Origin of the sequence: Tardiphaga sp. 37S4, assembly GCF_021044645.1 — a bacterium.
GTDB classification, from domain to species: Bacteria; Pseudomonadota; Alphaproteobacteria; order Rhizobiales; family Xanthobacteraceae; genus Tardiphaga; species Tardiphaga robiniae.
In genome coordinates this window covers 5215298-5234810 of record NZ_CP088008.1, presented here as the reverse complement: position 1 = coordinate 5234810, position 19513 = coordinate 5215298, and the positions used below count along the sequence as shown (strand labels likewise).

The following is a 19513-nucleotide window of genomic DNA, read 5'->3' as shown; positions in this document are numbered from 1 at the left end:
GCATGGCCGTCAACGGCACTGGCGCGAACGGCGTTGGCGGCCCCGCCACCAACGGCCACGCCTATCCCATCGAAGATCACACCTATGACGTCGTTGTCGTTGGCGCCGGCGGCGCCGGCCTGCGCGCGACCGTTGGCTGCGGCGAAGCTGGCCTGCGCACCGCCTGCATCACCAAGGTGTTCCCGACCCGCTCGCACACGGTTGCAGCACAGGGCGGCATCTCCGCCTCGCTCGGCAACATGCACGAGGATAACTGGCGCTGGCACATGTACGACACCGTGAAGGGGTCGGACTGGCTCGGCGATCAGGATTCCATCGAATATATGGTGCGCAACGCGCCCGATGCCGTTTACGAGCTCGAACATTGGGGCGTGCCGTTCTCGCGCACCGAAGACGGCAAGATCTATCAGCGCCCGTTCGGCGGCATGACCATGGATTACGGCAAGGGCCAGGCCCAGCGCACCTGCGCGGCCGCCGACCGGACCGGTCATGCCATGCTGCACACGATGTACGGCCAGGCGCTGCGCCACTCGGCCGAGTTCTTCATCGAATACTTCGCCATCGATCTGATCATGGACGATCAGAACGTCTGCCGCGGCGTCATCGCGCTCAAGCTCGACGATGGCACGCTGCATCGCTTCAAGGCGCAGACCGTCATTCTCGCCACCGGCGGCTACGGCCGCGCTTACGCCTCCTGCACTTCGGCGCATACCTGCACCGGTGACGGCGGCGGTATGGCGCTGCGGGCTGGTTTGCCGCTGCAGGACATGGAATTCGTTCAGTTCCATCCGACCGGCATTTACGGTTCGGGCTGTCTCGTCACCGAAGGCGCGCGCGGCGAAGGCGGTTATCTCGTCAATGCCGAAGGCGAGCGCTTCATGGAGCGCTACGCACCGTCGGCCAAGGATCTCGCCTCGCGCGACGTGGTTTCGCGCGCCATGACCATCGAAATCCGCGAAGGCCGCGGCGTCGGCAAGAAGAAGGATCACATCTTCCTTCATCTCGACCATCTCGATCCGAAGGTGCTGGCCGAACGTCTGCCGGGCATCTCCGACTCGGCGCGCATTTTCGCCGGCGTCGATGTAACCAAGGAGCCGATCCCGATCGTCCCGACGGTGCACTACAATATGGGCGGCATCCCGACCAACTATCACGGCGAAGTCGTCACCAAGAAAGACGGCGACGACAATGCGGTGGTGCAGGGCCTGATGGCCGTGGGCGAAGCTGCCTGCGTGTCGGTGCACGGCGCCAACCGTCTCGGCTCCAACTCGCTGATCGATCTCGTGGTGTTCGGCCGTGCGGCCGCGCTGCGCTGCGCTGAGAAGCTGACGCCGAATGCCAAGCAGCCCGACCTGCCGAAGGACTCGGCCGACCGCGCGCTTGGTCGTCTCGATCACTACCGCTATGCGAAGGGTGGCACTTCGACCGCGAAGATCCGCGAGAACATGCAGCATGTGATGCAGACCAACTGCGCCGTGTTCCGCACTGGTGAAGTGCTGAACGAAGGCAAGGAGTTGATCCACAAGGTGTATGGCGGTATCGGCGATATCGCCGTGTCTGACCGGTCGCTGGTGTGGAATTCGGATCTCATCGAGACCCTCGAATTCGACAACCTGATCACTCAGGCCATCGTCACCATGGACTCGGCTGCGAACCGCACCGAGAGCCGCGGCGCGCATGCGCGCGAGGACTTCTCGGATCGCGACGACAAGAACTGGATGAAGCACACGCTGGCGTGGATCGATGGGGGCGGCAAGACCACCATCGATTATCGCCCGGTGCACGACTACACGATGACCAACGACGTTCAGTACATCGTGCCCAAAGCGCGCGTGTACTAATGATGACAGCGAAGGCTTGAGAGAATGGCTGAGTTCGCACTTCCGAAGAATTCCAAGATCACCGGCGGCAAGGAATGGCCGAAGCCGGCCGGCGCCACGCAGACGCGCGAATTCCGCGTCTATCGCTGGAATCCGGATGACGGCAAGAACCCGTCGGTCGACACCTATCACATCGATACCAACGACTGCGGTCCGATGGTTCTCGATGGTCTGATCTGGATCAAGAATAACATCGATCCGACGCTGACCTTCCGCCGCTCTTGCCGCGAAGGCGTCTGCGGCTCCTGCGCCATGAACATCGATGGCCAGAACACCTTGGCCTGCACCCGTGCGATGGACGAAGTCGACGACGGCGCCATCAAGGTCAATCCGCTGCCGCATCAGCCCGTCGTGAAGGACCTGGTGCCGGATCTCACCAACTTCTACGCCCAGTATGCGTCGATCGAGCCGTGGCTGAAGACCACCACGCCGACCCCGCAGAAGGAATGGAAGCAGAGCCATTCGGACCGCGAGAAGCTCGACGGCCTCTACGAATGCATTCTGTGCGCCTGCTGCTCGACCTCGTGCCCGAGCTATTGGTGGAACAGCGACCGCTTCCTCGGTCCGGCTGCCCTCCTTCAGGCCACCCGCTGGGTCAAGGATTCCCGCGACGAAGCCACCGGTGAACGTCTCGACAATCTCGAGGATCCGTTCCGGCTCTATCGCTGCCACACCATCATGAACTGCGCCAAGGCGTGCCCGAAGGGTCTCAACCCCTCCGAAGCTATCGCCGAGCTGAAGATGAAGATGGTCGAGCGTCAGGTCTGACGTTTTAAGGATCCGGGTTTGCCGATCAGGACACCGGTCTGCGCAAGCAGGCCGGTGTTCTTTTTTGCTCACGATTTAAGCATGTTGCCTCCTCGAACCCGATCCCTCGGAGCCGCGGCGCTATTTCTCGTTGAAAAGGGGACTCGCCAAGGTTGGCACGGGCTGTGCTAGCCTGTGCCTGATAATTGATCAGGGGAGTTTTCATGTTTCGTCAGCTGGGTTTGAGCGTCATGGCGGGTGCAGCGCTGCTGGCGTCTGCGCTATCCGCGAGCGCCGACACCGATGTCAAATTCGCGCTCGACTGGAAATTCGAGGGTCCGTCCGCGCCGTATTTCGTTGCGCTCGACAAGGGCTACTACAAGGCCGAAGGCCTCAACGTGACCATCGACTCCGGTCCAGGCTCGGTCGCCGGCATCGCGCGGGTCGCGGCGGGCACCTATCCGATCGGCTTCTTCGACATCAATTCGCTGGCGCGCTTCCGCGACCAGAATCCGGACAAGGACGTCAAGGGCGTCCTCATGGTCTATGACAAGCCGCCCTTCTCCATCGTCAGCATTGCGAAGTCGGGCATCAATTCGCCCAAGGATCTCGAAGGCAAGATCCTTGGCGCGCCGGCGCCGGACGGTGCCTTCGCGCAGTGGAAGGCCTTCGTCAAAGAGAACAAAATCGACGACAGCAAGGTAAAGATCGAGAATGTCGGCTTCCCGGTACGCGAGCCGATGCTCGCTGACGGCAAGGTCGATGCGATCACCGGCTTCTCGTTCTCGTCCTACTTCAACCTGATGTCCAAGGGCATCGCCGAAAAGGACATCAAGGTAATGCTCATGTCCGACTACGGCATCGTGCTCTATGGCAATGCCATCATGGTGAACCCCGAATTCGCCAAGGCCAATCCGAAACTCGTTGCCGGCTTCGTGCGCGCGACCGTCAAGGGCATCATCGACACCATCAAGGACCCCGACACTGCCATCAAGTCGGTGATGAAGCGTAACGAGACCGCCGACGAGAAGATCGAACTCGCCCGTCTCAAGATGTCGCTGAAGGACAACTTTGTGACACCGTGGGTGAAGGCCAATGGCGTCGGCGGCATCGACGAGAAGCGCATGACGGACGCTATCGATCAGATCGCCGTGACCTACGAGTTCAAGAATCCGAAACCGAAGGCGGGGGATCTGTTCACGTCGGAGTATCTGCCCCCGGCCGACGCACGCAAGTTCTAAGCGTCACGACAGAAGGCCAGGTCGTCGCGCATGGAAGCGTTCGTAGATATCGATGGCGTCACGCTGAAATACCGTGGCGCGTCGGGTGACATTGTCGCGCTTCAGGATGCGACGCTCAAAGTCCAGCGCGGCGAATTCGCCGCGGTGGTCGGCCCCTCCGGCTGCGGCAAGTCCACTTTGATGCGGCTTGTCACGGGCCTGCACAAGCCGACGGCCGGCACTATCGCCATCGACGGCAAACAGGTGACAGGCCCGGTCAAAATGGCCGGCATGGCGTTCCAGAACGCCAACATGCTGCCGTGGCGCAAGGTGATCGACAACGTCCTGCTGCCGCTGGAAATCGTAGAACCACATCGCTCGCAGTTTCGTTCCAAAAAAGTGGAGTTCCGCGCCAAGGCCGAGCAGCTTCTGGCTACCGTCGGTCTCGCCGGCTTCGGCGACCGCTATCCCTGGGAGTTGTCCGGTGGCATGCAACAGCGCGTGTCGCTGTGCCGCTCGCTGATCCACGAGCCGGCGCTGCTGATGCTCGATGAGCCCTTCGCCGCCCTCGACGCGTTCACGCGTGAGGAACTGTGGTGCGTGCTGCGCGATCTCTGGCAACGACTGGGCTTCACGGTGATTCTGGTGACGCACGATCTGCGCGAGGCGGCGTTCCTCGCCGACAATATCTACGTCATGAGCGCGCGCCCCGGTCACATCGTCCAGATCAAGCCAGTGGATTTCCCGCGCCCGCGCGATCTGCAGGTGACCTATGAAAAGGAGTTCGGTGACATCGTAATGGAGCTGCGCATGAAGATCGCACAGGTGCGCCAGTCATGAACCCGCGGACTCTCGAGAAGCTTTCGCCCTGGCTCTTCACCATTGCCATCTTCCTGGTCTGGGAGCTGGCTTGCATCGTCTTCAAGGTCAACACGTCGGTGCTGCAGCCGCCATCGGCCGCCTTTGCGGCGATGTTCAAACTCTGGCGTGTGTTTCTCTATCATTCCTGGGTCACGCTCTGGGTGACCATGGTCGGATTTGCCCTGGCCGTCGGCTTCGGCATCATCCTCGGCCTCGTGGTGGGCTGGTCGCGGGCGATCTATCGCGGGCTCTATCCGGTCATGATCGGCTTCAACACCATCCCGAAGGTTGCCATCGTGCCGCTGCTGATTCTGTGGTTCGGCATCGGCGAAGTGCCGGCAATCGTCACCGCCTTCCTGATTTCGTTCTTTCCGATCGTGGTCAATATCGCCACGGGTCTGGCGACAACCGAGCCGGAACTCGAGGACGTGTTGCGGGCCCTCGGCGCTGGCAAGCTCGACATTATGCTCAAGGTCGGCATTCCGCGTGCGCTGCCATATTTCTTTGGCTCGCTGAAGATTGCTATCACCCTGGCATTCGTCGGCACTGTTGTGTCGGAGACGCTCGGCGCCAATGCCGGGCTCGGCTACCTGATCGCGCTGGAGGGCGCCAGCTTCCGTATGGCGAATGTCTACGCCGCCTTGCTGCTGCTCGCCTTTGAAGGCGTGCTCATGTACGCGGTCTTCGCGGGGATCGAGCAGCATTTCACCAAATGGGCCTTCCGGTCGCAAATGAGCGCGGCCGGCTAACGCCACAGGACCTCCTCCCGGCTACGGCGGGTTCCCGCCCGCGGAGCGGTTGGTGAGACACCGCCCTTGCGCTAGACTGCAGGGAGTCGGGCAGGTGCTGTGAAGACCGAACACCAAAATTCGTTGAGAACGCTGCAATGGATGATGGCCGCTTCGCTGGCCCTTCCGCTTGCACTGTTTTTGTTCGCGGCGGCGACATCGTGGGTGTCGACCCGCGAGATCGCCGACCGCGAGATCGAGCGTGCGCTCGATGTGGCGCATGAACACGCTTTAAAGGTGTTCGAGACGATCGACCGCAGCCTGTCCGAAATGAACGAGATCGTACGCGGTAAATCCGACGACGAGCTGCGTGCGCAATCGGACCAGATGGCGGGCCGGCTAAAGCAACTCACCGATGCGCTGCCGCAGTTGAAGTCGGTCTGGGTGTTCGACAATAAAGGCCGCGCGCTGGTCAACAGTCTGGATCTGACGCTGCCGGATCTCGATTTCTCTGATCGCGATTATTACAGGGTCCATATCGCAGGTGATGCCGGCACGTTTATCGGTCAATCATTGTTGCCGCGGCCGCCCTATCAGGGCGCGGCGTTCTTTGGTGTGAGCCGCAGGCGGGTCTCGGCCGACGGCAGCTTCGCCGGCGTGGTGCAGGCCTCTGTCTTTCCGGAATATTTCGATCGTTTCTATGCGCGCATCGGCCACGATGCCGGGAGCTTCTTTGCGCTTGGTCTCACCGATGGTTCGATACTGGCACGATATCCGCAGCTCGATCGTGAGGTGCGTCTCGATCCCAAGGGGCCCGTGGGTCGCACCCTGTCGGCCCATCCTGCTGGAGGACTGGTCACGCTTGTCTCGCCCGGCGACAATGTCGAGCGCCGTATCGGCTATCAGCAGCTCGCCGGCTATCCGGTCTATGTCGCGGCAGGTCTTGAGACGTCAGCGATCCGTGCGCGCTGGCTGCGCACCATCAGCTATCATCTGATCTTCGGCGTTCCTGCGACGGCATTGCTGTTCCTGTTGCTGGCATTCGCGATCCGTCGCACCCGCCGGCTCAATTTCGAAGCGATGAAACGGCGTGAGGCCGAAGAAGCGCTGAAACATGGCCAGCGGCTCGAAGCACTCGGCCAGTTGACTGGCGGCGTCGCGCATGACTTCAACAATCTCCTCACCGTGATCCGCTCGTCAGTCGACTTGCTGCAACGGCCCGATCTCTCGCCGGATCGTCGTGCCCGCTACATTGCAGCGATCTCCGAAACAGTGAATCGCGCCGCCAAGCTGACAGCGCAATTGCTGGCCTTTGCGCGGCGCCAGACGCTGAAGCCTGAAGTATTCGACGTCGGCCAATGCGTGCATTCGGTGAGCGAGATTATCGGCACGCTGACGGGCGCGCCCATCGAGATTATGACCCATGTGCCCGATGAGGCGTTGTTTGTGGATGCCGATATCGGCCAGTTCGAAACCGCGTTGATCAACATCGCGGTTAACGCGCGCGATGCCATGGCGGGCGAGGGGCGGCTGACGATCGCCGTCAGCGCGGCAGAGCAAGTCCCCGTTGCGCTTGCCCTGAGGTCTGACGGCTATGTGGCGATCTCGGTATCCGACACCGGCAGCGGTATTCCTGCCGATCAGTTCGAGCACATCTTCGAGCCATTCTATACGACCAAGGAAGTCGGGCAGGGCACAGGCCTCGGACTTTCGCAGGTGTTCGGCTTTGCCAAACAATCCGGCGGTGAGGTCGTGGTCGCCAGCGAAGTCGGCAAGGGCAGCACTTTCACGCTTTATCTGCCGCGCGTCTCCGGCGACAGCATCGCGCCGGCGCTGTCGGCGAGTGAAGCGCCCGTCGTCGATGGCCACGGCATGTCGGTGCTGGTCGTGGAGGACAATCGCGACGTCGGGACTTTTGCGACCGATGCGCTGAGCGAGCTTGGCTACACCACGGTGTTGCGGCCGAACGCTCACGAAGCGCTCGTCGAACTCGCCCGTCATGCCACGCACTATGACGTCGTGTTCTCCGATGTCGTGATGCCTGGAATGACCGGCATCGAACTGGCGCAGGAGATTCGAAAACTCTATCCGGATCTGCCGGTGGTGCTGACCTCCGGCTACAGTCACGTGCTTGCGCAGAACGGTACCTTCGGGTTCGAGCTGCTGCATAAGCCCTATTCGATCGAGCAATTGTCGCGGGTGCTCACCAAGGCCGGCACCTGGCGCAAGGCTCAGCGCGAAGCCGTCTGAGCCGCCGGGAACTCCAAGGAACCTTTTGATTTCCTTGGCGTTATCGCGCCATGAGCAAACATTCAGTTAACGAAGCCAAGCCTGCATCCGACGCGTCCGATCTGAAGGGGCCGATTGTCGGGGTCGTTGGCGAGGACGGCAAGCATATCGAGCCGCCGCCGCCTGAAGTCGTGGAGCCCGATCCGGACCTGACGCCGGAAGAGGCCGAGCAGGCACGCAAGGACTATCTGCTGACGCGATTCTGGATCAGCGCGCGTGGCTTCTGGGGCAAGTCGGGCGACAGACTAGCCTGGGTGTTCTCGGTCGGGCTGCTGCTGCTCATCGTCGCCAATGTGGCGTTTCAATACGGCATCAATGTCTGGAACCGCGCGATCTTCGACGCCATCGAGAAACGCGATGCGGCCAGCGTGTTTCATCTCACCGGCGTGTTCTTTCCGCTCGCCATCGGCAGCGTGCTCCTTGGCGTCGCGCAGGTCTATGGCCGCATGGGCATCCAGCGTCGCTGGCGCGCATGGCTGACCAATTCTGTGGTGTCGCGCTGGCTCACCAGCGGCCGCTATTATCAGCTCAATCTCGTCGGCGGCGATCACCAGAATCCCGAATATCGGATCGCCGAGGATCTGCGCATCGCGACCGACTCGCCTGTCGACTTCGTCTCCGGCGTCATCGCGGCATTTCTCTCCGCCACCACTTTCATCGTCGTGCTGTGGACGATCGGTGGTGCGCTGACGCTGACTGTAGGCGGCAGTCTCATCACCATTCCCGGCTTCCTCGTCATTGCCGCGATCATCTATGCGGCCATTGCGTCCGGCTCGATCATGGTGATCGGCCGCCGCTTCGTGCAGATTTCCGAGGACAAAAACCAGGCCGAGGCCGAGTATCGTTATGCGCTCACTCGCGTGCGCGAGAACGGCGAGAGCATCGCGCTGCTCGGCGGCGAGGAAGAAGAGCGCGACGGGATCGACAAGACCTTCGGCAACGTCCTCAGGCAATGGGCGCGTCTTGCCGGACAGCATATGCGCACCACGCTGGTGTCGCAGGGCTCGAGCCTGATCGCGCCCGTTGTGCCGCTGCTGCTGTGCGCGCCGAAATTTCTCGACGGCAGCATGTCGCTCGGTCAGGTGATGCAGGCGGCGTCTGCCTTCACCATCGTGCAAAGCGCATTCGGCTGGCTGGTCGACAACTATCCGCGCCTTGCCGACTGGAACGCCTGCGCGCGCCGCATTGCCTCGCTGATGATGTCGCTGGACGGCCTCGAACGCGCTGAACTCGGCGACGGTATCGGTCGTATCAAGCGCGGCGAAACGACGGATGAGACGATGCTGAGCCTGCATGATCTCTCCGTGACGCTCGATGACGGCACTGCCGTCGTCGGCGATGCCGAAGTGAAGATCGAGCCTGGCGAACGTCTGCTTGTCGCGGGCGAGTCCGGCACCGGCAAAAGCACGCTGGTGCGTGCCATTGCGGGCCTGTGGCCATGGGGCGGCGGCAGCGTCAATTTCCATCCGGACCGGCGGCTCTTTATGCTGCCGCAGAAGCCCTATGTGCCGTCAGGCACCTTGCGCCGCGCAGCCGCCTATCCCGCGGCGTCGGAGGACTGGACCGTCGAGCAGATCGGCGACGCCCTCGACAAGGTCGGGCTCGGCCATCTCAAGGAGAAGATCGAGGAGGATGCGCCGTGGGACCAGACGCTGTCCGGCGGCGAGAAGCAGCGTCTCGCTTTCGCACGGCTGTTTTTGCACCGCCCTGATATCATTGTGCTGGACGAAGCGACCTCGGCGCTGGACGCGAAGAGCCAGGACAAGATGATGGAGCTGCTCACCAAGGAGCTGCCCAACGCCACGGTGGTATCTGTCGCGCATCGCGTCGAGCTTGAAGCCTTCCACAGCCGCAAGATCGTGCTGGAGCGCCGCAAGGGCGGCGCCAAGCTGGTCAGCGACATCGATCTCATCCCGCGCAAGGGTAAGCGCCGTCTGCTCGGCCGCTTCCTGCGCCAGCGCAAGCCGGCCAGGAGCGCGGCGTGACACCAGGCGCTATGAGGCGCTTGCTGCGTGTTTCAACTTAGAAGAAGTTGATCTTCAGCGCCGGCGACAGGAAGATCGCGATATTGGCGAAGAGGCCGCCGGCATAGGCGGCTGAGCGCAGCGACGATTTATCCGCGATGTACAGCAGCGCGTGCGCAATCCGAAACGCGAGATAGAGCGCGGCCAGCACGCTCACGGTCGTCGCCGATGCGCCAAAGTTCAGCGCTGCGACGACCGAGACTGCGTAGAACGGGAAGCTCTCGAAGGCATTCTGATGCGCGGCATAGGCGCGGCGTTTGGCACCTGAGAGGTTCTCGGCGCTGTCGCGCGGCGCGCTGTTATCGCGCGATCCCGCTTTGGCATAACCAATAATGATCAGCGGCAGCAGTGCAGCAATCAGAATGCTCCAATAGGCGAACGGCATCGAAATCCCCCAGGTCAAATAGTATGGCCAAACTGCGTCTTGATGGGCGGTTCCTGTTCCGCTGTCAAACCCGCCTTCATCCGGCCCGTTGTCGCGGAACATCGCATCGATCGCGTCGTTGTTAGTTCAGCCCCAACGGAGACAGATGATGGCCAATGACGATACCCGTGATATCGAACGCACCTGGGAATTGATGAAGAAGATTGGCTTCGCCATGCTGGTGACGCATGATGGCGACAAGCTACGAGCGCGCCCGATGGCTGCCTATGTGGATCGCGAAGCCGATGCGGTCTACTTCCTCAGCGATGCGCGCAGGCACAAGGATGATGAGATCAAGCGCAATCCGAACGTGAATCTCTCTTTCGCAGATGCGAGCGATCAGAAATATGTCTCGGTGAGTGGCACTGCTGCCGTCTCGAACGATCGCGCCAAGATCAAGGAGCTGTTCACCACCTCCGCAAAGGCGTGGTGGGACAGCGCAGAAGATCCGAATATTCGCGTGCTGAAGTTCACGCCTGACGATGCCGAGTTCTGGGATTCGCCGGGCACTGTGATCAGCTATGTAAAGATGGCCGCTGCGGCTGTAACTGGTACGCGCCCGGACATCGGCACCAACCGTAAGGTCGCAATCTAGATGCCTAAAGACGATTCACCCGGCATCGATCCCGTCGAGGACCCACCGATCAAGCCCGGTCAACCCTCCGAACCGCCGCAGGAGAGCCCGCCGGGCAATCCGCGGCCCGAGGTACCGCCGCCGGTGCGCGATCCCGGTGAGCCGTCGCGACCCGAAGAGTTGCCTGGAGATGTGCCTGATGAGATGCCGGTGCCAAATCCTGATATCAATCCGGGTCAGCAGCCGCCTGCAGTGATGTAGCGAACTACAGATCGATGGCCTGAACGCGCAATGAACAAAGCGCGTTTGGGCCATTGTCGTGTCGAAAATAAAAACGAATTTGCATTTGCCTGTCGCCACATTCCGGCCCAATGCATATCAGTTGATCAATGTGCCGATTTGTTCGGCCGACAAAAATCAGTTTGTTGAAGATCCTTATCCGGGGCCCAAGGTCTATCATGACAAAACTTCGTCTCGTATTACTGGCCACGACGACGCTCGGCGTTGCGCATATCGCAGCGACCGCTGCTTATGCGTCGAGTGTCGATGCGCCGATCGTGCTCGCGCAGGCCGCACCTGCTGCGCCTGAAGGTGAGCCCAAGGCTCCCCCGAAGGCACCACCCAAGGCTCCGCCAGCTGCTGCGCCTCCCGCCGCTGCGCCGCCGGCCGCACGCCCTGCGGCGCCACCGCCGCCGCCACCGGCTCCCCCTGCTGCGCGTCCCGCGCCTCCGGCACCTCCTGCTGCGCCGCCGCCTGCGGCTGCACCTCCGCGCGCGGCACCGCCGCCACCCCCACCACCTGCGGCCGCTCCGCCGCCGCGCCCAGCTCCGCCGCCGGCTCCCGTCGCGCCTCCGGCCCCGCGCGCCGCACCTCCAGCGCCCACCGCTGCGCCTGTAGCTCCGTCCGCGCCAACGCCGCCCGCTGCGCGTCCCGAACGTCGCGAGCCCGGCGAAGGACGTCCTGAGCGCCGTGAACCCGGTGCCACGCCGCCGGCCGGCGCACGTCCCGCGCCTGCAACGCCACCGGCCGCGGCGCCAGCGACACCGCCTGCAGCAACTCCGCCTGCCGCGCGTCCGGCACCTGCTGCTGCGCCGACACCGGCTCCAACACCGGCAACGCCGCCAGCGGCTGCGACTCCCCCTGCGGCAACGCCTCCTGCTGCAGCACCGGCGCCGTCGGCAGCTCCGACTGCGCCTGGCACACCGCCTGCTGCGGGTGCGCCTCCGTCGGGTCGCCCCGGTGGTCCTGATGGGCGTGGTCCTGACGGACGAGGTTCGGATGGTCGCCGTGGTCCTCCTGGTGGTCCGGGCGCAGGCGCGCCCGGTGCACCCGGCACGCCGCCCAACTCTGCTGCGCCCGGTGTCGCGCCGAACGCGACGGCACCCGCCGCAGCGCCGGCCGCCAGCACTGCTGCACCTCTCGTGGTCGCCCCCGGTGGCGGCAACATCAAGGTCGTGCAGCCGCCCGCACCGACCGTAACGGCACCGATCCCTCAGGCGCCGCCGCCGGCAGCAGCGCTGACGCCGATCGCACCAGGCGCTGCCCCCCAGGGGCCGCGCAACATGGGCGATTTCCGCGGCCAGCGCAGCGAGCGCCAGGAAGGCGGTCGTACGATCATCACCGAGCCTGGACGCATCATCGTGCAGGATCCCAGCGGTCAATCGTTCATCCGCCACAACGAGGTCGATCGCTTCCGCTACGGCGCGCGTGACATCCGTACGGACCGGGTCGGCGGTGAGGATCGGACCATCGTGATCCGTCCCGACGGCTCGCAGATCATCACGGTGGTCGGCCGCGACGGCCAGCTGCTGCGACGTATCCGCAGGGACCGCGAGGGACGCGAGATCATCATCATCGATAACTCGTTCCGCGGTCCGCGCGGCCCCGGCGGTCCGGGTGGACTCGGCTTCTATGTCGATCTGCCGCCGCCGATGATCCGGATTCCGCAGAACCGTTACATCGTCGACTACGATCAGGCCTCGCCCGATCTCGTCTACGATACGCTGATCGCGCCACCGGTGGATCGCATCGAGCGCCGCTATACGCTCGATGAAATCCGCTACAGCCCGATGGTGCGCCAGCGCATGCCGTCGATCGATCTGGACTCGATCAACTTCGAGCTAGGCTCGTGGGATATCCCGCCGGATCAGGCCTCGAAGCTGCAGGTGATCGCAGATGGTCTCAACCGGGCGATCTCGCGCAATCCACGAGCGGTGTTCCTGATCGAGGGTCACACCGATGCGGTCGGCTCCGACGTCGACAATCTGTCGCTGTCGGATCGCCGCGCCCAGTCGGCGGCAGAATTGCTCACCCAGCAATTCCAGGTGCCGGCGGAAAACCTGACGTCGCAGGGTTATGGCGAGCAGTATCTGAAGATCCAGACCGACGGTCCGGAGCGCCAGAACCGCCGCGTCACGATCCGCAACATCACGCCGCTGTTGAACGGCGGTCAGGCGTCGCTACCCCCGCCGCCTCCAGGTACCGCGCCGCCGCGTCGCTGAGCGGTTTGATATGAAAGAAAATGGCCGGGAGCGATTCCGGCCATTTTTGTTTTGATAGTACGCTGCTGCCAATGGCTTCCCTCCCTCAAGCGGCATAGCCGCGCAGTGGGGAGGGGCGGCCGATAGGCCGGGATGGGGTGTCTCCGCAATTGAGAGCGCCGTGTGCTGCGCCACCCCACCCGTCACGATACTCGGCTGGACGCTCGCATCGCGCCACCCTCCCCATTGCGCGGCTGAGCCGCTTGAGGGAGGGAAAGACGCTACTACTTCGCCGCCAATCCCAACGCATCCGCCATCACGCGAAACACTTCCGTATTGTCCATCGAACCCTTCACACGGTCGCTGCCGGGGCCGGTGGCGGTGAGGATTACGTCCTCGCCGGAATGCACGCTGGCGCCCATCATGGCCGGCAGATTGCCGAGCCGCAGCATGCTGCCCGGCGCATTCTTGTATTTCTCGTTGGCCTTGAAAGTGCCGGGCTCTTCGCCCTTCTCGGTCGGATCGTTCGGGTTGTCGAGCTTCGGCCGCAGCGTCTCATAGTGGTCCGGCAGGCTGGCCGACATGATCGCAAGCCGCCGGCTGACATCGACGCGCGATGGATAGCCTTCGGCGTCCGGCGCGGGATAGTTCGGGAAACCGGCCTTCTCATAGACGCTAAGCCGTTCGCGCAGCGGCAGGTTCGACTCCTTGCTCATGTCGTCATTGACGGTGCCGACCAGGCTGTTGGGATGGCTGTGGTCGGAGACGACGAGGATGAGCGTATCGTCGCCGCGCTTGGCCGCCCAGTCGCGCGCCAGCTTCACGGCATTGTCGAGCATGATGACGTCATAGACGGCGCGGTCCATGTCGAGCAGATGCGCGTATTTGTCGATCAGGCCCGACTCGACCATCAGGAAAAAGCCGTTGTCGTTACGCGATAGCACCTTGAGCGCGGCATGCACCTGCTCGGTCAAATCAGGCTGCTGCGGAAATTTCTTCACGCCGCCGCCGCCGAGGAACTTGCGGTCCAGCACGCCATCCATATTGCCGGGCGTGAACAGGCCGAGCAGCTTGCGCGTCTCCGGCTTCTTGGCGAGGCCGTTCAGTTCGGGCGCGGTGGTTGCAACCGAATAACCGGCATCGCGGAAGCGCGCGACATAGTCGACGTCATCCTTGCGCTTCGAGGTGGCGGCTGCCTGCGGCAGGAAATTCGCTGCGCCGCCGCCCATCAATACGTCCGGCTTGGCCGCAAGGAACTGCGCGACGATCTCGTCATAGGCCGCGCGGCGGCGGGTATGCGCGATCATCGCGGCGGGCGTCGCGTCCTCGACCTCGGTATTGGTGACGATGCCGATCGCCAGATCGAGCTTGCGCTTCGCGAGGCTGGTGATGGTTTCGACCTGCGGGTCGTCGAATACATTCGCCGTGCGATCCGCATAGACGCCCATCGCATTGGTTGCGGTCTTGTGGCCGGTGGAATAGGCGCTGGCCGAATTCGCGGAATCGGTGATGATGGAATCGGAGCCCGCCGTTGCCACCATCGCCATATGCGGCATGTCGTCCATCGCGAGCTTGCCGCGGCTCTTGCCTTCGGTGATGCCCTTCGAAAGAATTCTGGCGCCGACGCGGTGCGCCAGCGACATACCGTCGCCGATAAACAGGATCACATTCTTCGCCTTGCGCGGGCCGGTATCGTAGACGTTCCACGTCACCGCGCGGCTGCGTACGCCGTCGCTGACTTCGATCTTGTAAGTCCCGACTTTGTCGAGCGTCACGTCGCGCAGCAGCAGCGCGGACTGATCCTTGCCGTCTTCCCTCGCGATGTAGTCCGCGGATTTGCCGAACGCTGCGGTCTGATCGGCGCCGTTGATCGTCACCTTGATGTCGGTGACCTGAACGAGTTCGGGAAACTCGACCTTGAAGTCGAATTTCGCGCTCGCGAGGATATCAGCGCGGTCGAGCGGGTAGATCGCCTGTGCTGGCAGCGAGGTGCTCGTCAGTAGCAGCGTCGCAGCGGCCGCAATAAAGGTTCTCGTCATGATGAATATTCCCCCTGAGGCGCCCGGCTTAGGGCGCTGGCCTGCATTACGACAGTTGGATGACTGGCAGGTGACGTGCGGCCGTGCCAACGGAACGGAGGCCAAAATGCTAGGTCTCATAGTTCGCGGAGCTCTCAAGATAACTGCAAAGCATATCTGCCAGGCCTTGCGCAAAAAATTCGATCTCGGCCGCTGATCGCGGGCGGATGGAAAAGTCCTTTCCTACTCCGCTCAAGGTCGAGGTGATGACATCGACGACGAGCGATCTCCTCTCCTCGGTCGCCGCTGGCAGTGCATGCGCGATGAAGGACGCGAATGTGCGTCGTCCTGCCGCTTTGGCCTTGCGGGATTCCGGAGCATCCCGATAGAGCGGCGCCGCGCCATCGAGCGCATGGCGAATGTCGGCTTCGTCGCATTCCGATTTGATGAAGGCATGGACCAGTTTGCGAAGACGCGCAGATGGCGATGCACTTTCATCCTCCAGAATCTGGCGGAGCATGTCGTTGGTGTCTCGCCATTCGTCGCTCTGCAAACGAAACAGGATCGACGCCTTGTTCGGGAAGTATTGATACAGCGATCCGACGCTGACACCGGCCTTCTCCGCCACGCGTGCGGTGGTGAAGCGGTGAAATCCTTCTTTCGCCAAAACCTGAATAGCAGCTTCGAGAATGGCGCTGACCAGCTCTTCGGAGCGAGCCTGTTGCGGCTGCTTTCTCGAATGAATCGAAGGACTTGTACGCCGGGCCATCTACGGCCTCCGCAATGCGATTAGCGAATGCGAATAAATATTCGTATTTGCAGGAGGACGCAATCAAGCGTCTCTTTTGCAGGAAATATCATGACCACACTCACGACGGATCCCGTCGGCCCCCTTCTCAAGCGTCTGTTTGAAGAAGCGGATGCCGCACGGTCCCGCACCAGCCAGGCCGTCGCCGACCTGTCTGAGGACGATCGGCAGCGGATGATGCAGAGCAAGACCGACTATGTCGATCTGTACAGCCGGTTCAGGGACGTCCCGCTTGCCGTGTCGCCCGCGACCGGTGCGCTGCTTTACATGCTGGCGCGATCGACCAGTGCTCGATCAATCGTCGAATTTGGCACGTCATTCGGGATCTCGACGCTGCATATGGCGGCAGCACTGAACGACAACGGCGGAGGCCGCCTGATCACGAGCGAATTCGAACCCTCGAAGATCGTCATCGCGCGGCAGAATCTCGCCGAAGGCGGCCTGATCGATCTCGTTGAATTCCGTGAAGGCGATGCGTTGCAGACATTGCGTGCCGATCTGCCCGATAAGATTGATCTGCTGCTGCTCGATGGCGCCAAGGCGCTCTATCCGGAAGTGCTTGCGATCGTCGAAAGCCGTCTCCAGCCCGGCGCTTTCGTCATCGCTGATAATGCGGATTACAGCCCTGATTATCTCGCTTATGTCCGCGATCCCGCGAACGGCTACCTGTCGGTCCCGTTCGGTAATGACGTCGAACTGTCGATGCGCGCGTAGCGATGAAGGTGCCAGACCTAGACGCGAGAGTAGGATGGGTTTTGCTTACGCTCAACCCATCCTACGCGTCACAACGCCACGGTCGTCAGTTCTTGTCGTTGTCCAGCTTCGGAATGTTCGAACCCTCACCGGCCGATAGCAGACCCGTCTTCGCATAGAGATCCAGCTTGGCGCGGGTATCGGTGATGTCGAGATTGCGCATGGTGAGCTGGCCGATGCGGTCGGCTGGCGTAAACGGCGCATCCTCGACCTTCTCCATGCTGAGCCGCTCCGGCGCGTAGGTCAGGTTGGGGCTCTCGGTGTTCAGGATCGAGTAGTCATTGCCGCGGCGCAGTTCGAGCGTCACTTCGCCGGTGATCGCGCGCGCGACCCAGCGCTGCGCCGTCTCGCGCAGCATCAAGGCCTGGGAATCGAACCAGCGGCCCTGATAGAGCAGCCGCCCGAGCTTCATGCCGCTCATGCGATACTGCTCGATGGTGTCTTCGTTGTGGATGCCGGTGACAAGACGCTCATAGGCGATGTGCAGCAGCGCCATGCCTGGCGCTTCATAGATGCCGCGGCTCTTGGCCTCGATGATCCGGTTCTCGATCTGGTCGCTCATGCCGAGGCCATGGCGGCCGCCGATGACATTGGCCTCGAGGAACAGCGCGACAGGATCGGAGAAGGTCTGACCGTTCAGCGCAACGGGCTGGCCATCGACGAACCGCACCACGACCTTCTCCGCCTTGACGGCGCAATCGTCGCGCCAGAACGGAACGCCCATGATCGGGTTGACGATCTTGATGCCGCTGTCGAGCTGTTCGAGATCCTTGGCCTCATGCGTCGCGCCGAGCAGATTGCTATCGGTCGAATACGCCTTCTCGGCGCTCATCTTGTAGGCGAAGCCGTGGGCGGTCATGAAGGCCGACATTTCGGCGCGGCCGCCCAGTTCGTCGATGAATTGATCGTCGAGCCAGGGCTTGTAGATCTTCAGCTCCGGATTGGTCAGCAATCCGTAGCGGTAGAACCGCTCGATATCGTTGCCCTTATAGGTCGAGCCATCGCCCCAGATATTGACGCCGTCTTCCTTCATGGCCGAGACCAGCATCGTGCCGGTCACGGCGCGCCCGAGCGGCGTGGTGTTGAAGTAAGCGATGCCGCCGGTCGAGACGTGGAACGCGCCGGATTGAATGGCGGCGATACCTTCGTGGACCAGCTGCGTGCGGCAATCCACGAGGCGCGCTTTCTCGGCGCCAAACTCCATGGCCTTGCGCGGAATCTCGTCGTAGTCGGCTTCGTCAGGCTGCCCGAGATTGGCGGTATAGGCGAAGACCTTGGCGCCCTTCTGCTTCATCCACAGCAGCGCAGCTGACGTGTCGAGGCCGCCGGAGAAGGCGATGCCGACATTTTTGCCCTTGGGCAGGCTCTTCAGGATCGTAGTCATCGAACGTCCAATCGGGCAATTTCGGTTGAATTGGGTGCGGGACCGACCTCGCGACCGCGCAATTTCTGCCGCCAGCGATAGCCCGGCCAGGCAAAGCGCGTCAACGCAGCATCAATCTCCTCGTCGGTCTTCCGGGTCGAGGGCCAGCGGTAAATCCATCCGTGAATCAACCAGATGACCAGGAATGAGACGAGGCCGGCGATGGTCACGTCGGTAAAGAAGTGGCCGCCGAAGGCCATCCGCCAGCCCGAGGTGGCGATGCCGAACACCGTCGCTGCCACATAGGCATAGGGCCGCACCGACGGCGGCGCGAGCGCGGCGGGGGCGTAGGTCCAGAACGCCGTGGCGCCCTCGCCCGAGAAGAACGAGCAATTGCGCCCGCATTGGCCGGTCGGATCCCACCAGGCCTTGAACTGCCAGGGACCATTGAATTCCGAGACCATTACCGGCCGCGGCCGACCCCAGAAGGTCTTGAAGGTCAGATTGGTCAGGACCCCGGCCGACATCAGCATGGTGAGGATCAGGAAGGCCACGGTGCGGCCCTTCACCAGCAGCGGTCGGTTGGGCCAGATCAGCTTCACGATCAGGGCGAGGATCGAGGGGGCGACGAAAGCCCAGGCAATCCACATCGCTGCATCGCGGGCGAACTGCGCGTAGGGCAGCGCAGTCGTAGGGAAGCGCCTCGTTTCGGGATCGTAAAACAGCGCTCCGAGCTTAAGGTCGAGTTCGGGCCAGACTCCGAAGACAATGGCAATGACGGCAAACAGCCCAAGCGCGATGAGGAGTCCGGTCCGGTTCATGGCGGGCGGTTTAACCGAGGCAGGAGTTGAAGGAAAGGCAGCGCATTATGGGCCGGCCGCGACATCGGGCTGCGGAGGCGCGCGCCGTGGCTGCCGCCAGGCGCCGGCGTTGCGGCCAGCGATCACCCAGTAGATCAGCCCAGCGATGATGCCCGCGCCGGTCATGACTTCGAGATGCCTCCGCACAATGCCGTCGAAACTCATCGTGGCAGGGTCATAGGGGATCAGGCCGAGATAGCAGGCGAGCCCGACCGCCGCGCCGCCGAGCGCATAGACGATGACGCTGCGAATGTAGAAAGCCTCAGTAATGAGGACGACGAGCATCGCCGGGATCAGCGCAAAGCCGCTGATGAAGATGAAGCCGAAGCCCAGCAGGATGTTGATCGTGTTTGGATCGATGACGCCGGTATCGAGTGCGCTGAGTTCCGGAAACAGGATCGAGAACACCACGATCGCGCCGCCGACGAGACAGGCGGCGCAGAAGCCGAGAAAGATGACGAACAGGCGGCCGATCAGCGCCATA

General features: G+C 62.5%; 17 protein-coding genes. 11 read left to right on the top strand and 6 right to left on the bottom strand.

Annotation, left to right across the window (positions count from 1 at the left end):
• The first annotated feature begins 2 nt into the window (after nucleotides 1–2).
• The 7 genes from sdhA (at nucleotide 3) to LPB73_RS24740 (ending at nucleotide 9710) form a co-directional block, all read left to right on the top strand.
• Nucleotides 3–1841: a succinate dehydrogenase flavoprotein subunit gene (gene sdhA / locus LPB73_RS24770; RefSeq protein ID WP_089266499.1), complete on the top strand. Its 1839-nt coding sequence runs from the start codon at nucleotides 3–5 to the stop codon at nucleotides 1839–1841.
• Between the two features lie 24 nt (nucleotides 1842–1865).
• Entirely contained in the window at nucleotides 1866–2648 is a 783-nt protein-coding gene (locus LPB73_RS24765) for a succinate dehydrogenase iron-sulfur subunit (RefSeq protein WP_068737894.1), read from the top strand.
• A 203-nt stretch (nucleotides 2649–2851) separates the two neighbouring features.
• Complete coding sequence (locus LPB73_RS24760) at nucleotides 2852–3868, top strand: ABC transporter substrate-binding protein (protein ID WP_231078540.1); 1017 nt, start codon at nucleotides 2852–2854, stop codon at nucleotides 3866–3868.
• Between the two features lie 30 nt (nucleotides 3869–3898).
• Nucleotides 3899–4687, top strand: a complete 789-nt coding sequence (locus LPB73_RS24755) for an ABC transporter ATP-binding protein (RefSeq protein WP_231078539.1) — start codon at nucleotides 3899–3901, stop codon at nucleotides 4685–4687.
• The gene (locus tag LPB73_RS24750; protein ID WP_093757930.1) at nucleotides 4684–5457 is read left to right on the top strand and encodes an ABC transporter permease; all 774 of its coding nucleotides are present in this window, start codon (nucleotides 4684–4686) and stop codon (nucleotides 5455–5457) included. The genes LPB73_RS24755 and LPB73_RS24750 overlap by 4 nt, the downstream gene beginning before the upstream one ends.
• Before the next feature lie 99 nt (nucleotides 5458–5556).
• On the top strand, nucleotides 5557–7686 hold the full coding sequence (locus tag LPB73_RS24745; RefSeq protein ID WP_231078538.1) for a hybrid sensor histidine kinase/response regulator: 2130 nt from the start codon (nucleotides 5557–5559) through the stop codon (nucleotides 7684–7686).
• Between the two features lie 50 nt (nucleotides 7687–7736).
• Nucleotides 7737–9710 (top strand): ABC transporter ATP-binding protein/permease, encoded by a 1974-nt coding sequence (locus LPB73_RS24740; RefSeq protein ID WP_231078537.1) that lies wholly within the window; start codon nucleotides 7737–7739, stop codon nucleotides 9708–9710.
• A gap of 37 nt (nucleotides 9711–9747) precedes the next feature.
• On the opposite strand, the gene LPB73_RS24735 is transcribed toward LPB73_RS24740, so the two are convergent.
• Nucleotides 9748–10134 (bottom strand): MAPEG family protein, encoded by a 387-nt coding sequence (locus tag LPB73_RS24735; protein WP_089266507.1) that lies wholly within the window; start codon nucleotides 10132–10134, stop codon nucleotides 9748–9750.
• A 148-nt stretch (nucleotides 10135–10282) separates the two neighbouring features.
• Here LPB73_RS24735 and LPB73_RS24730 point away from each other — a divergent pair, with 148 nt between their 5' ends.
• The 3 genes from LPB73_RS24730 to LPB73_RS24720 all read left to right on the top strand — a co-directional run bounded on the left by LPB73_RS24730 (nucleotide 10283) and on the right by LPB73_RS24720 (nucleotide 13248).
• Complete coding sequence (locus tag LPB73_RS24730) at nucleotides 10283–10768, top strand: pyridoxamine 5'-phosphate oxidase family protein (RefSeq protein WP_231078536.1); 486 nt, start codon at nucleotides 10283–10285, stop codon at nucleotides 10766–10768.
• The gene (locus LPB73_RS24725; RefSeq protein ID WP_089266509.1) at nucleotides 10769–11008 is read left to right on the top strand and encodes a hypothetical protein; all 240 of its coding nucleotides are present in this window, start codon (nucleotides 10769–10771) and stop codon (nucleotides 11006–11008) included. It abuts the gene before it with no gap.
• A 197-nt stretch (nucleotides 11009–11205) separates the two neighbouring features.
• Nucleotides 11206–13248 carry an OmpA family protein gene (locus tag LPB73_RS24720; RefSeq protein ID WP_231078535.1) on the top strand — a complete coding sequence of 681 codons (2043 nt, stop codon included), beginning with the start codon at nucleotides 11206–11208 and terminating at the stop codon, nucleotides 13246–13248.
• Nucleotides 13249–13511: 263 nt separating this feature from the next.
• Here the strand turns inward: LPB73_RS24720 and LPB73_RS24715 are convergent, their stop codons facing one another.
• The gene (locus LPB73_RS24715; RefSeq protein ID WP_231078534.1) at nucleotides 13512–15266 is read right to left on the bottom strand and encodes an alkaline phosphatase; all 1755 of its coding nucleotides are present in this window, start codon (nucleotides 15264–15266) and stop codon (nucleotides 13512–13514) included.
• A gap of 109 nt (nucleotides 15267–15375) precedes the next feature.
• Complete coding sequence (locus LPB73_RS24710; RefSeq protein WP_231078533.1) at nucleotides 15376–16014, bottom strand: TetR family transcriptional regulator; 639 nt, start codon at nucleotides 16012–16014, stop codon at nucleotides 15376–15378.
• A 90-nt stretch (nucleotides 16015–16104) separates the two neighbouring features.
• On the opposite strand from LPB73_RS24710, the gene LPB73_RS24705 reads away from it, so the two are divergent.
• Nucleotides 16105–16767, top strand: a complete 663-nt coding sequence (locus LPB73_RS24705; protein WP_231078532.1) for an O-methyltransferase — start codon at nucleotides 16105–16107, stop codon at nucleotides 16765–16767.
• A gap of 85 nt (nucleotides 16768–16852) precedes the next feature.
• Here the strand turns inward: LPB73_RS24705 and argG are convergent, their stop codons facing one another.
• Genes argG through LPB73_RS24690 form a run of 3 tightly spaced genes read right to left on the bottom strand, consistent with a single transcriptional unit; the run spans nucleotide 16853 to nucleotide 19512 of the window.
• On the bottom strand, nucleotides 16853–18190 hold the full coding sequence (argG, locus tag LPB73_RS24700) for an argininosuccinate synthase (protein ID WP_231078531.1): 1338 nt from the start codon (nucleotides 18188–18190) through the stop codon (nucleotides 16853–16855).
• The gene (locus tag LPB73_RS24695; RefSeq protein WP_231078530.1) at nucleotides 18187–18990 is read right to left on the bottom strand and encodes a phosphatase PAP2 family protein; all 804 of its coding nucleotides are present in this window, start codon (nucleotides 18988–18990) and stop codon (nucleotides 18187–18189) included. The genes argG and LPB73_RS24695 overlap by 4 nt, the downstream gene beginning before the upstream one ends.
• Nucleotides 18991–19035: 45 nt before the next feature.
• The gene (locus LPB73_RS24690; protein WP_231078529.1) at nucleotides 19036–19512 is read right to left on the bottom strand and encodes a hypothetical protein; all 477 of its coding nucleotides are present in this window, start codon (nucleotides 19510–19512) and stop codon (nucleotides 19036–19038) included.
• Nucleotide 19513: the final 1 nt, after the last annotated feature.